General features: G+C 60.9%; 11 protein-coding genes and 1 riboswitch. Of the genes, 2 read left to right on the forward strand and 9 right to left on the reverse strand.

The features are described 5' to 3' along the window. The 7 genes from ACOYXJ_RS06810 to ACOYXJ_RS06840 all read right to left on the reverse strand — a co-directional run bounded on the left by ACOYXJ_RS06810 (window position 1) and on the right by ACOYXJ_RS06840 (window position 6,333). Window positions 1-525 (reverse strand): retropepsin-like aspartic protease family protein, encoded by a 525-nt coding sequence (locus ACOYXJ_RS06810; protein WP_053116749.1) that lies wholly within the window; start codon window positions 523-525, stop codon window positions 1-3. Further along, window positions 522-1,511 carry an esterase-like activity of phytase family protein gene (locus ACOYXJ_RS06815; protein ID WP_150707151.1) on the reverse strand — a complete coding sequence of 330 codons (990 nt, stop codon included), beginning with the start codon at window positions 1,509-1,511 and terminating at the stop codon, window positions 522-524. Before ACOYXJ_RS06815 ends, ACOYXJ_RS06810 begins: the two co-directional genes overlap by 4 nt. Further along, complete coding sequence (gene parE, locus ACOYXJ_RS06820; protein WP_095047278.1) at window positions 1,511-3,418, reverse strand: DNA topoisomerase IV subunit B; 1,908 nt, start codon at window positions 3,416-3,418, stop codon at window positions 1,511-1,513. The genes ACOYXJ_RS06815 and parE overlap by 1 nt, the downstream gene beginning before the upstream one ends. Before the next feature lie 41 nt (window positions 3,419-3,459). After that, a complete protein-coding gene (locus ACOYXJ_RS06825; RefSeq protein WP_460368611.1) occupies window positions 3,460-4,068 on the reverse strand; it encodes a YqiA/YcfP family alpha/beta fold hydrolase in 609 nt (202 codons plus the stop codon). Between the two features lie 289 nt (window positions 4,069-4,357). Beyond that, window positions 4,358-5,173: a 3',5'-cyclic-AMP phosphodiesterase gene (gene cpdA, locus ACOYXJ_RS06830; RefSeq protein WP_460368613.1), complete on the reverse strand. Its 816-nt coding sequence runs from the start codon at window positions 5,171-5,173 to the stop codon at window positions 4,358-4,360. A 99-nt stretch (window positions 5,174-5,272) separates the two neighbouring features. Then, entirely contained in the window at window positions 5,273-5,725 is a 453-nt protein-coding gene (locus ACOYXJ_RS06835) for a DUF1249 domain-containing protein (protein WP_034151669.1), read from the reverse strand. Further along, window positions 5,716-6,333 carry an NUDIX domain-containing protein gene (locus tag ACOYXJ_RS06840; RefSeq protein WP_077570568.1) on the reverse strand — a complete coding sequence of 206 codons (618 nt, stop codon included), beginning with the start codon at window positions 6,331-6,333 and terminating at the stop codon, window positions 5,716-5,718. The genes ACOYXJ_RS06835 and ACOYXJ_RS06840 overlap by 10 nt, the downstream gene beginning before the upstream one ends. Window positions 6,334-6,560: 227 nt before the next feature. Here ACOYXJ_RS06840 and ACOYXJ_RS06845 point away from each other — a divergent pair, with 227 nt between their 5' ends. Next, complete coding sequence (locus ACOYXJ_RS06845) at window positions 6,561-7,307, forward strand: RsiV family protein (protein ID WP_150794074.1); 747 nt, start codon at window positions 6,561-6,563, stop codon at window positions 7,305-7,307. On the opposite strand, the gene cytX is transcribed toward ACOYXJ_RS06845, so the two are convergent. Together cytX and thiC are read right to left on the reverse strand one after the other, a co-directional pair. Next, a complete protein-coding gene (gene cytX / locus ACOYXJ_RS06850) occupies window positions 7,276-8,568 on the reverse strand; it encodes a putative hydroxymethylpyrimidine transporter CytX (RefSeq protein ID WP_110719558.1) in 1,293 nt (430 codons plus the stop codon). The genes ACOYXJ_RS06845 and cytX overlap by 32 nt on opposite strands. A gap of 145 nt (window positions 8,569-8,713) precedes the next feature. Beyond that, window positions 8,714-10,603: a phosphomethylpyrimidine synthase ThiC gene (gene thiC / locus ACOYXJ_RS06855; protein ID WP_122599339.1), complete on the reverse strand. Its 1,890-nt coding sequence runs from the start codon at window positions 10,601-10,603 to the stop codon at window positions 8,714-8,716. Window positions 10,604-10,749: 146 nt separating this feature from the next. Further along, window positions 10,750-10,855: riboswitch (TPP riboswitch) on the reverse strand. A 206-nt stretch (window positions 10,856-11,061) separates the two neighbouring features. On the opposite strand from thiC, the gene ACOYXJ_RS06860 reads away from it, so the two are divergent. Continuing rightward, window positions 11,062-12,495 (forward strand): TolC family outer membrane protein, encoded by a 1,434-nt coding sequence (locus tag ACOYXJ_RS06860; protein WP_016985680.1) that lies wholly within the window; start codon window positions 11,062-11,064, stop codon window positions 12,493-12,495. Window positions 12,496-12,505 lie beyond the last annotated feature (10 nt).

Consider the following 12,505-nt stretch of genomic DNA (forward strand, 5'->3'; position numbering starts at 1 on the left):
TCATCGGTTCGTTGTCTGGCGCAGCAGCATGGTGCCACCGCGCTGAGTAAATTCAAGTTTGTTCAGGGCGCTCATACCGAGCAGCACCTGATCGCCATGCAGCCCCGGCGCCACCAGTGCGCGAACATCCCGCAGCACGATGTCGCCCAGTTGCAGGCGGGCAATTTTGGTCCGATAGCCCTGGCTCAGGCCGTTGGCCGTGCTCAGGGTCACTCCGAAACCTTCTTCCAGCTTCAAACGCTTGGCCAGATCCGCCGGGATCGCCACATCGGTCGCGCCGGTGTCGAGCATGAACTCCACCGGCTCACCGTTGATCTGACCACTGGCGACAAAATGCCCTTGGGCATTACCGGCCAGTTTCACCTCGATAAACCCTTCACCCTGCTCCGAACTGACCACCACGTTCGGATTCTGCTGGCGTTGCTCCCACTGGCCAAAGAACCGCGTCGCGAGAAACAGCGCCGCGCACCACGCCAGAATCATCAGCACCCGACCGGCGCGCTTGCCCGGCGGTTGCTGGCTCATGGCTTGGCGCTCCAGCCACCGTCAGGTGCGGCGAAGCGCCAGACGATCGGCCGCACCTCACCGTCGGCGCGCGGGCCGAAATTATTGTCGACGCCGACCCATGCACCATCAGCGTCAACGATCAGCGCCTCTTCCAACCCGAAGTTCTGCGAATAACGGCGGTTGGCCTGCAACAGTTCAGCGGCGTACGACCAGCAACGCTCGACCTTGGCGGTCTGCGCATCGCGCCGGCAAATCTGGAAGGCGTTGCGCTCAAGGGTAAACAGTTTGCCGTTGAACAACGAAAGGTCGGAAAAATCCCGGTTGACCGCTCTGGCCTTGGGGAACTGCGGCGGCTGCATTTCCTTGCCGCCCTCGCTGAGCAGCACGCAGCGACCGTCGCAATCCCACACCGTCTGCTGGCGCTTGATCAGCAGCAAGCCACGGCTTTGCCGCTCGGCGGCCAGCCACATCTGATCACCCGCCGGGCTGATCGCCAGGCCTTCGAAGATCGCATTGAAATGCAGGAGCATGCCGCTGGCCCGCGCTTCGCGAACCATCATCGGCGAGATCTTCAGCCAGTTGACCGGGCCGCTGACGGGCACCTGCAAGACCGCCGCGTGGCCCTCGCTGACAATGTAGCGATTGCCGGCGCTGTCGCAGCTGATGCCCTCGAAATCCAGATCGCCACCGCGCACGAACGACGCGGCCCAATTGCGCGAGCGCAACCCCCACGGCAAACCGGTCTCAGGCACCAGGGGTACGTCGATGTGCAAGGCTTCGGCCTGCCAGACCTGATCGGCGGTATTGAGCCGATAGATCTGATCGTCATCGCGGTCCGACACCGTCCACAACTCGCCGCCACACATGGCCAGCCCCGACAGGTTGCCGCCGCGCATGCCCTCGACCGGGTGCCCGGAGAGCACGCGCAACTCCTGCAACGGCTCGGCCGACACATTCATTGCACTCAGCAGCAACGCACCCGCCAAGGCCCAGCCAAACCGCATCAGGCCAGCACCTCGGCGAGGTTACCTTTGGATTCGAGCCAGGTCTTGCGGTCACCGGCGCGTTTCTTCGCCAGCAGCATGTCCATCATTTCCGACGTTTCGGCGAAGTCTTCACCCAGCGTCAGTTGCACCAGACGCCGAGTATTCGGGTCCATGGTGGTTTCACGCAGCTGCGGCGGGTTCATTTCACCCAGACCTTTGAATCGGGTGACCTGCGGTTTGCCGCGCTTCTTCTCGGCGACCAGACGGTCGAGAATGCCGTCGCGCTCGGCTTCGTCGAGGGCGTAGTAGATCTCTTTGCCCAAGTCGATGCGGTACAACGGCGGCATCGCCACGTAAACGTGACCGGCGTCCACCAGCGGGCGGAAATGCTGGACGAACAACGCGCAGAGCAAGGTTGCGATGTGCAGGCCGTCGGAGTCGGCGTCGGCGAGAATGCAGATCTTGCCGTAACGCAGTTGGCTCATGTCCGCCGCGCCCGGATCGACACCGATGGCCACAGCGATGTTGTGCACTTCCTGACTGGCGAGCACTTCGCTGCCGTCGACTTCCCAGGTGTTGAGGATCTTGCCGCGCAACGGCAGGATCGCCTGGAATTCCTTGTCCCGCGCTTGCTTGGCGGAACCGCCAGCGGAATCACCCTCGACCAGGAACAGCTCGGAACGCATCGGATCCTGACCGGCGCAATCCGCCAGTTTGCCCGGCAACGCCGGCCCCTGAGTGACGCGTTTACGCTCGACCTTTTTACTGGCCTTGAGGCGGCGACCAGCGTTGTTGATCGCCAGCTCGGCCAGCGCCAGACCGGTTTCCGGGTTGGCGTTGAGCCACAGGCTGAAGGCGTCCTTGACCACACCGGAGACAAACGCCGCCGCTTCACGGGACGACAGTCGCTCTTTGGTCTGGCCGGAGAATTGCGGCTCCTGCATTTTCATCGACAGGACGAACGCGATGCGCTCCCAGACGTCTTCCGGCGCCAGCTTCACGCCGCGCGGCAGCAGGCTGCGGAATTCGCAGAACTCGCGCATGGCATCAAGCAGGCCCTGACGCAAACCGTTGACGTGAGTACCGCCCTGCGCCGTCGGGATCAGGTTGACGTAGCTTTCCTGTACCGCGTCGCCACCTTCCGGCAGCCACAGCAGCGCCCAGTCGACCGCTTCTTTGTTACCGGCAAAAGCACCGCAGAACGGCTCGTCCGGCAGGCGTTCGAATTCACTGACGGCGTCGACCAGATACGAGCGCAGGCCGTCTTCGTAATGCCACTCGACTTTCTCGCCAGTGCCTTTGTCTTCGAAACTGACCAGCAGCCCCGGGCACAAAACGGCCTTGGCCTTGAGCACGTGCTTAAGGCGGCTGATGGAGAATTTTGGTGAGTCAAAGTATTTCGGATCCGGCGCGAAGTACACGCTGGTGCCCGTGTTGCGCTTGCCGACGGTGCCAACAATTTCCAGCTCCGAGGCTTTGAAGCCGTCGTTGAAGGTCATCTGGTATTCGTTGCCGTCACGCTTCACGCGTACGCGGACTTCGGTCGACAAGGCGTTGACCACGGAAATACCCACGCCGTGCAGACCGCCGGAGAACTGGTAGTTCTTGTTGGAGAACTTGCCGCCCGCATGGAGCTTGGTGAGGATCAGTTCGACGCCCGACACGCCCTCTTCCGGGTGGATGTCGACCGGCATGCCACGGCCGTCATCGCTGACTTCCAGCGAATGGTCGGCGTGGAGGATGACCTGCACCGATTTGGCGTGACCGGCCAGGGCTTCGTCGACACTGTTGTCGATGACTTCCTGGGCGAGGTGGTTCGGCCGACTGGTGTCGGTGTACATGCCGGGGCGTTTGCGCACCGGGTCGAGGCCCGAGAGGACTTCGATGGCGTCGGCGTTATAAGAGCTAGCGCTGGGAGTGGCCATAGGGTCTCGTCGTCAGTCATTCATGAAATAGGGGCAAGACTTCACAGTGCGGTGAAATCGATTGCCTGATACACATCGGCACCAATGCCGGCAAAACTCAGCAACGCCGGCAATTGTCCGGCAAAACCCTGAAAGCTGTGATCGCCGCCGGCCTGAATGCGCAAGGCACAGGCGCGGTAATACTGCTGGGCGAGGCGATAATCCAGTGTTTCATCGCCGGTCTGCAACCAGACCTGATAGCGCTGCGCATCCTGAGGCGCCAGCACTTCCAGTTCGGCCAGAGCGGTGACGTGGTCGTGGGTCAATTCCCAGGTTTCATCGGTATACAGGTTTTTCTGCGTGCCCAGATAGCCGTCGAACATCCGGTGCGGGCTGACCGCCGGGTTGACCAGCAGGGCTTTCAGGCCATGGCGCTCGGCCAGGTGAGTCGCATAGTAGCCGCCGAGTGAGCTTCCCACCAGCAGCGGCCGGTCCAGTTCGGCAATCGCTTGCTCCAACTGACCGATGGCTTCGCGCGGGTGGTGATGCAGGGCCGGGACACGCAGCTTGTCGCTCAAACCCAGTTGTTCCATCACGGAGACCAGCTGACAGGCCTTTTTCGAGGCCGGGGCGCTGTTGAAACCGTGGATATAGAGGATCGAACCGGACATTTGAGCTCCCTGGGTGTCGGTTTGGGTTTGCGGAGTTTACAGGGAGAGAAGATTGGATTGGGGGTGGTTTCGATAATTTGGTGTGACATCACGAGCTGCCCTCACCCTAGCCCTCTCCCGGAGGGAGAGGGGACCGAATGGGGGATATTTGCGAACTACATCGACCTGAACGCTTTGCTGTGAATCCGCAATCGACAACGCTGCTTCAGGTCGATGGATAGCGAAAGACACCTCGGTCGGCCCCCTCTCCCTCTGGGAGAGGGCTGGGGTGAGGGTTTTGATTTGTCGCTCAATAACCGTTGGAGCCGTAATCGACTGTGTAGGCGAAACCGATGACACGTTCCACCCCGGTTTCCAACCGCCCATCCGGCAACAACCGCAACCAGCGATACCCCGGCGCCTGCTCCCCCACCTTGAAATCCTCACTCCCCGGCTCGAACTGAATGCACGTCGACGGCGAAGCCATCAGCCGCACGCCATTACGCTCACGATCAATCTCCTGATGCACATGCCCCCACAACACCGCGCGTGCCTGTGGAAAGCGATCCAGCACCTCGAAAAACGCCTCGGGATTGCGCAAGCCAATCGGTTCCATCCACGCGCAACCGATCGACACCGGATGATGGTGAAAGCACACCAGATGATGCCGCTCCGGCGCTTCGCTCAGCGAACGGGCCAGCAGCTGCAATTGATCGTCCTGCAAATACCCCGGCACTGAGCCGGGTACAGCCGAATCCAGCATCGTCACCCGCCAGTTGCCAATATCGACCACCGGATCCAGCAGCGTGCTCTGCACCGCGGCCTGGGCCATGATCATCGGTTCGTCGTGATTGCCGGGAATCCACCGCGCCGGTGCGTCGATCTGCGCGCTCATCTGGCGAAACTGCTGATACGACTCCAGCGTGCCGTCCTGCGAGATATCGCCGGTGGCCAGAATCAGATCGATCTGCGGCTGCTGCCCCAGCACCAGCTCGATGACCTTTTGCAGGCTCTCGCGGGTGTTCATGCCCAGCAGTGTGCCGTTCGCTTCAGCGAACAAATGGCTGTCGGACAACTGCACCAGCAACGCCGGATCGGCGGTGGTCAACATGGATACGCTCGGCAAGGCGTTCTCCCAAGGCAAAAGCACGGAATCGATCAAGTGCCGCAATTATGCTGGGGGATCAGTGAAAGAGGAAACCGCCGAACCGGACGCAGTTCACAACTAGCGTACGACTTCGTACTCGTGCCCCAACGCCAGACAATGACTCAGCCATTCCCCCAGGAACAGATTGAGCTGGGCCTTTTCATCCGGCTGATGCATCGCCGCGTTCGGATAAGGATAGATGCCGCGAAAGCGTCGTGCATGTTCGGCACTGACCACTTCGGCCATGCGCGCGTCATGATAGACCTGCACTTCCAGTTGCGGCACCGGCAGCCATGGCAGGCTGTGTTCCTGACGCACCTGCAAAGTGGTGGTGTACGGGCAGGTTTGCAGCACTTCGAGGGCCAGCACGCCGAGCATCTGCTCGCCCTGAGTTACGGCGATGCGCCGCGCCTCGGGTTCGTTGCGCATGTCCGGGACCAGTCGCATCAGGCGCGCGTAGTTGGCCTCGCAGGCGGCTTGCAGCCCCACGAGGTCGACTCGATAGCGATCGCGCAACTTGTTTACGACCATAACCCCCTCACTTCGGCGCGGTTCAGCGCCAGCCACTGCAAAGCGATGATGCTCGCCGCGTTGGCAATGCGACCGTCACGGACGGCCTGCAAGGCATCTTCAAAAGCCCAGACCGTGACGCGGATATCTTCTGCCTCTTCTTCCAGGCCATGCAGGCCGCCAACGCCGTCAGTGCTGCAACGCCCCAGATACAAATGCACGAACTCGTTGCTGCCGCCCGGCGACGGGAAATACTTGGTCATCGGCCACAGGGCCTTGATGTCCAGCCCAGCTTCCTCCTGCGCCTCGCGGTGAGCAACTTCTTCCGGTTGTTCATCCTTATCGATCAGACCAGCGACCAGTTCGACCAGCCACGGATTGTCGGTCTTGCCCATGGCGCCGATACGGAACTGCTCGATCAGCACCACTTCATCACGCTGCGGATCGTACGGCAGCATGCACACGGCATCGTGGCGGACAAAGATTTCACGGTTGATTTCGCGGCTCATGCCACCGGCGAACAATTCATGGCGCAGGTGGACACGGTCGAGCTTGTAAAAGCCCTCGTAGCATTTTTCGCGCCGCACGATATCGACAGCGGTCGGAATGGCGTTGGCAAAATCAGTCATGAGCATCCTCTTTACTGCAGATCCATTACGAGTTGCCGCTTGTTACTGGCAACCTCGACTTCGCGCCATCCTAACGCGCCCGAACGGTTTGATGCAGCCCCTTTACCGTCAGCGGGATGGACGGTGGAGGCGAAACCCACTCTAATTAGCTTAGTGGCGAACTGACTGCTTCTGCGAGAGTCGAAGCGGATATCTTTTTGCCTTCCCCTGCTTTCGAAAGGACGCCCATGTCGCTTTTCAAAATTGCCTCCGTGGCCGCCATCGCCCTGACTCTGGGCGCGTGCGCCAGCCTGTTCCAGCCCAACTACCGTACGCCGCTGGAAACCACCCGCGATGCATCGGAACAACTGAAACCGGGCTGTTCCAACCCGGATTGCCCGCTGGTGAACATCGACACCCTGCGCTTCCCGGCCGAACCTGCGCTGGACGGCATCATCGAAAAACGTCTGCTGCAAATGACCCGCACCGAAGCAAATGCACCAGTGGCACCAACCCTCGCGGCCTATCGCGAGCAGTTTCTGGCCAGCGCCGGCCCGCGCAACAGCAGCTACCTGCAAGCGAAAGTACGCGAGCAGCATGACGGCTTGGTGATCATCGAGGTGTCGAGCTACCTCGACACCGGCGGCGCGCATGGCACCCCGGGTCGCGGTTTCATCAACTATTCGCGCCAGCAGCACAAGGTGCTGAACCTGTCCGACATGCTGATGCCGGGTCAGGAAGAGGCATTCTGGAAGGCCGCGCAGGTGGCGCACAACAGCTGGTTGATCAGCACCAAGCTCGATCAGGAGCCGGAGTTCGTGGCGAACTGGCCGTTCGTGAAAACCCCGAACGTGGCGCTGACCTACGGCGGCGTGATCCTCAAGTACGACGTGACCACCATCGCGCCTTACGCGCTGGGCCACGTCGAACTGAAGATTCCTTACCCGCGTCTGAACGGCATTCTCAAGCCCGAGCTGTTTCCCGGCCGTAACTGAAGGCCCGGCCCAGCACTAACTGCAACAGCCCTGCCAGTACCAGCGCCGGCAGGGTTGCGCCGACATCCGGATACAGATTTGCCAGCAAGTGGTAGGTGCTCACGCCACCCAGCCACGCCAACAACGCCGGCCAGCGCAACGCGGCTGACGCGACCTGAGCACTGCGCTTGCGCAGGATGAAGTGATCGACCAGCACCACGCCGAACAGCGGCGCAAACACCGAACCGATCAACAGCAGGAAATTCTGGTACTGCGCCAACGGCGCCAGCAGAGCGATCAGCGTGCAGACCACGCCAATGGCCAAGGCCAGATGCTCGACTTTCAGGCGCAACAGAATCCCGCTGGAAACCGCCGCCGAGTGAATGTCGGCGAAAGCGTTTTCCGACTCATCGAGTAGAATCAGCAACAGCGGAATGCCCAGACCGGCGCCGGCCAATGCCAGCAGCAGCGCATTGACTTCACCGCTTGGCGCGAAGGCCAATGTGTAGGCAACGCCGAGGCTCATCAACCAGAAATTGCCGATGAAGAAACCGACCGCAGTACCGCCGAAAACGTTCTTCGCGCGCTTGCCGAATCGTGAGTAATCGGCGATCAGCGGCAGCCACGACAGCGGCATCGCAATCGCAATGTCGAAGCCCACGGCAAACGGCATCGAACCGTCACCGGCGCGCGACCAGAGATCGGCCAGATCGGCTTTGGCAAACAGGTTCCAGGTCAACCACAGGCACGCCGCCAACAGCAGCCAGATGCCCCACTTGCGCAGGATCTGCCGGACGAAAGTCAGCGGCCCGCTGACCGCGAGCAAGGTCGCCAGCGCGCCGAAAAACAGCGTCCACAACAGCGGGTTCGACCACAGCGAACCTTCGCTGAACGCGCGGGTGCCGAGCAGGCTGGCGGCGTCGCGCATGACAATGATTTCGAACGAGCCCCAACCGATCAGTTGCAGCAAATTGAGCAGCGCCGGCAGGCTCGCGCCTTTGCTGCCGAGGCTGAGTTTCAGCGCAGCCATCGACGACAAACCGGTGTCGCTGCCGATCACGCCAACGGCGGCCAGCAGCAGTACGCCGACCAGCGTGCCAAGGAAAATTGCTAGCAACGATCCGGACAGGCCGAGGCCAGGCGCGAGCAATGCACCGGTCTGCAAAACCATCAAGCCGATGCCGAGGGAGAACCACAGGGAAAACAGATCGCGACCGCCGAACACACGCTTGTCGGCGGGTACGGCGAGGTCGGGGGAATAAGTGCTGGGTTGAATGCTCAAGGGTGTTATCTCAGAGGGACATTTGTTGTGATCGTTCCCACGCTCTGCGTGGGAATGCAGCCAGGGACGCTCCGCGTCCCAAAGCGTGACGCAGAGCGTCACAAGAGGCATTCCCACGCAGAGCGTGGGAACGATCAGTACGGGGTCAAACCTTCTTGTACAGCTGACTGCCTTCCTTCTTGAACCGCTCGGCCTGTTCCGCCAGGCCCTGGGCGACGTCCACGTCGACCGCGTCGATCCGCTGGTTGGCCGCGTACTCGCGGACTTCCTGCGTGATCTTCATCGAGCAGAATTTCGGCCCGCACATCGAACAGAAGTGCGCGACCTTGGCCGAATCCTTCGGCAGGGTTTCATCGTGATACGAACGGGCGGTGTCCGGGTCCAGACCGAGGTTGAACTGGTCTTCCCAACGGAATTCGAAACGCGCCTTGCTCAAGGCGTTGTCGCGAATCTGCGCGCCCGGATGTCCTTTGGCCAAGTCCGCTGCATGCGCCGCGATCTTGTAAGTGATGATCCCGGTCTTCACGTCATCCTTGTTCGGCAGGCCCAAATGTTCCTTCGGCGTCACGTAGCAAAGCATCGCGCAACCGAACCAGCCGATCATTGCCGCACCGATACCCGAGGTGATGTGGTCATAGCCCGGCGCGATGTCGGTGGTCAGCGGGCCGAGGGTGTAGAACGGCGCCTCGTCGCAGCACTCCAGCTGCTTGTCCATGTTCTCTTTGATCAACTGCATCGGCACGTGACCCGGGCCTTCGATCATGGTTTGCACGTCGTGCTTCCAGGCGATCTTGGTCAGCTCGCCGAGGGTTTCCAGTTCGCCGAATTGGGCGGCATCGTTGGCGTCGGCAATCGACCCCGGACGCAAGCCATCACCCAGCGAGAAGCTGACGTCATAGGCTTTCATGATTTCGCAGATTTCTTCGAAATGCGTGTAGGCGAAGTTTTCCTTGTGATGCGCCAGGCACCACTTGGCCATGATCGAGCCGCCACGGGAAACGATACCGGTCACGCGTTTGGCGGTCAGCGGCACGTAGCGCAGCAACACGCCGGCGTGAATGGTGAAGTAGTCGACGCCCTGCTCGGCCTGCTCGATCAGCGTGTCGCGGAACAGCTCCCAGGTCAGGTCTTCGGCCGCGCCGCCGACTTTTTCCAGCGCCTGATAGATCGGCACCGTGCCGATCGGCACTGGCGAGTTACGGATGATCCACTCGCGGGTTTCGTGAATGTGCTTGCCGGTGGACAAGTCCATGATGTTGTCCGCGCCCCAGCGAATGCCCCAGGTCAGTTTCGCCACTTCTTCTTCGATGGAAGAACCCAGCGCGCTGTTGCCGATGTTGCCGTTGATCTTCACCAGGAAGTTACGGCCGATGATCATCGGTTCCAGTTCGGTGTGGTTGATGTTGGCCGGAATGATTGCGCGGCCACGGGCGATCTCGTCACGCACGAATTCCGGGGTGATGATTTTCGGCACGCTGGCGCCGAAGCTGTGACCCGGGTGCTGCTGATCGAGCAGGCCGGCGGCGCGGGCCACTTCAAGCTTCATGTTTTCGCGGATGGCGACGAATTCCATCTCGGGCGTGATGATGCCCTGACGCGCATAGTGCATTTGCGTGACGTTGGCGCCAGCCTTGGCACGGCGCGGGTTGTTGACGTGGGCAAAGCGCAGTTTGGTCAGTTCCGGATCGGCAAGACGCTCGCGACCGAAGTTGGAGCTCAGTCCGGCCAGACGCTCGGTGTCGCCACGGTCGTCGATCCACGCCGAACGCACATCGGCTAGGCCTTTGCGTACGTCGATCACCACGTTCGGATCGGTGTACGGACCCGAGGTGTCGTAGACGGTCACCGGCGCGTTGATTTCGCCGCCGAAGTCGGTCGGGGTCACATCGAGGGTGATTTCGCGCATCGGCACGAGGATGTCCGGGCGCGAGCCCTGAACGTAGACTTTTTGCGAACGGGTGAACGGCTTGACCGATTGCTCGTCGACCTTGGCCGAGTCACTCAGGTTGATCGCGTTTTTTGATTTTGTAGTCATCACGGGCTCTCCAGACAGCATCCAGGCAGTGGATTGTCGGAGCAGAACCTGAAAGGCACGGACGCACCAGGACCGGTGCTGTGCATCGTCGTCGAGCGTTCGATTGTCGAACAATTTCCCGGACGAAGCACAAGAGGACTCGCCGGGTGACGAGAAATCTTGTTCCCTACGCAGGCGCTAACCTGATCAGGTTCAACGGGATCCGAAATTATTCGATCTCAGCCTCATAGCAAGGCACCCCGACAAGAACCCGGCCAGTCTAGACACAACCGGCAAAGAACGCCAACACCGCAGCAAACACCATGATGAATGGCATAAATACAGGGGCTTGGCCGATTGTTGTGAGGCAAATGCGCAACTACACTCGCTTTGCCCTGCCATGCCTTGACGCTGCGGGGCCTGCGCCTTACCTTTGGCGCCCGAATTACTTCCATAATATTAATGCTAGGGATCGCCTCATGCTGCGCAAACTCTCACTGGCTCTTGCCGTGTCTTGTGCGTCCAACGCAATGGCCTGGGCAGCAGAAGCGCCCTTGTCGACCAAAACCGATCTGGTCAGCGTCTATCAGGAAGCGGTCGACAACAACGCCGATCTCGCCGCCGCCCGTGCCCAGTACGGTGCGCAGAAAGAAGTGGTGCCACAGGCTCGCGCCGGGCTGCTGCCGAACCTGTCCGGCGGCGCCGAAACCGCCAACGTGCGCACCTCGATCGATCAGCCCTCGGCCATTGCCAATCGCAGCGCTCACTCGTATCAGGCGACACTCGCGCAACCGTTGTTCCGCGCGGATCGCTGGTTCCAGTACCAGGCCGCCAAGGACGTCAACGAACAGGCTGCGCTGCAACTGTCAGCGACCGAGCAAAACCTGATCCTGCAATCGGCCGAAAGCTATTTCAACGTGCTGCGCAGTCAGGACAACCTGGCCTCGACCAAGGCTGAAGAAGCCGCGTTCAAGCGCCAGCTCGACCAGTCCAACGAGCGTTTCGACGTGGGCCTCTCGGACAAGACCGACGTCCTGCAATCGCAAGCCAGTTACGACACTGCGCGGGCCAACCGCATCGTCGCCCAGCGTCAGGTCGATGATGCCTTTGAAGCGCTGATCACCCTGACCAACCGCCAGTACAACTCGATTCAGGGCATCGTCCATACGCTGCCGATCCTGCCGCCAGCGCCGAACGATGCGAAATCCTGGGTCGACACGGCGGCGCGGCAGAACCTCAATCTGCTCGCCAGCAACTACGCGGTCAGCTCTGCCGAGCAAACGCTCAAGCAACGCAAGGCCGGCCACTTGCCGACCCTCGACGCGGTAGCGAAATACGAGAAAGGCGACAACGACGCCCTCGGCTTCGCCAACCCGAACTCGTTCGGTGCGCCCTACGGTGGCAACGTCGAACAAAGCACGGTCGGCCTGCAACTGAACATTCCGATCTACAGCGGCGGGCTGACCAGTTCGCAAGTGCGTCAGTCGTATGCGCAACTGGATCAAAGTGAACAACAGCGCGAATCCCTGCGTCGGCAAATCGTCGAAAACACTCGTAACCTGCACCGTGCGGTGAACACCGACGTCGAGCAGGTGCAGGCACGTCGGCAGTCGATCATCTCCAACCAGAGTGCGGTGGAAGCCACGGAAATCGGTTATCAGGTCGGTACGCGCAACATCGTTGACGTGCTCGATGCGCAGCGTCAGCTGTACACCTCGGTGCGCAACTACAACAACACCCGTTACGACTACATCCTCGACAACCTGCGCTTGAAGCAGGCGGCGGGGACGTTGAATCCGGGGGATCTGGAAGATCTGCGGCGTTATCTGAAAGCCGACTACAACCCGGACAAGGATTTCCTCCCGCCGGATCTGGCCAAGGCTGCCGAAGCGCAGCTCAAGGCCCGGCCTTAAGCCTTAAAAA

The sequence above is a fragment of the Pseudomonas sp. Tul2A7 genome (genome assembly GCF_054790505.1).

Excerpts from the sequence above, each read along its gene's own strand:
- ACOYXJ_RS06810 (WP_053116749.1), bottom strand. The coding sequence starts at position 525 with ATGAGCCAGCAACCGCCGGGCAAGCGCGCCGGTCGGGTGCTGATGATT.
- ACOYXJ_RS06815 (WP_150707151.1), bottom strand. The coding sequence starts at position 1,511 with ATGCGGTTTGGCTGGGCCTTGGCGGGTGCGTTGCTGCTGAGTGCAATG.
- parE (WP_095047278.1), bottom strand. The coding sequence starts at position 3,418 with ATGGCCACTCCCAGCGCTAGCTCTTATAACGCCGACGCCATCGAAGTC.
- ACOYXJ_RS06825 (WP_460368611.1), bottom strand. The coding sequence starts at position 4,068 with ATGTCCGGTTCGATCCTCTATATCCACGGTTTCAACAGCGCCCCGGCC.
- ACOYXJ_RS06835 (WP_034151669.1), bottom strand. The coding sequence starts at position 5,725 with ATGGTCGTAAACAAGTTGCGCGATCGCTATCGAGTCGACCTCGTGGGG.
- ACOYXJ_RS06840 (WP_077570568.1), bottom strand. The coding sequence starts at position 6,333 with ATGACTGATTTTGCCAACGCCATTCCGACCGCTGTCGATATCGTGCGG.
- ACOYXJ_RS06845 (WP_150794074.1), top strand. The coding sequence starts at position 6,561 with ATGTCGCTTTTCAAAATTGCCTCCGTGGCCGCCATCGCCCTGACTCTG.
- thiC (WP_122599339.1), bottom strand. The coding sequence starts at position 10,603 with ATGACTACAAAATCAAAAAACGCGATCAACCTGAGTGACTCGGCCAAG.
- ACOYXJ_RS06860 (WP_016985680.1), top strand. The coding sequence starts at position 11,062 with ATGCTGCGCAAACTCTCACTGGCTCTTGCCGTGTCTTGTGCGTCCAAC.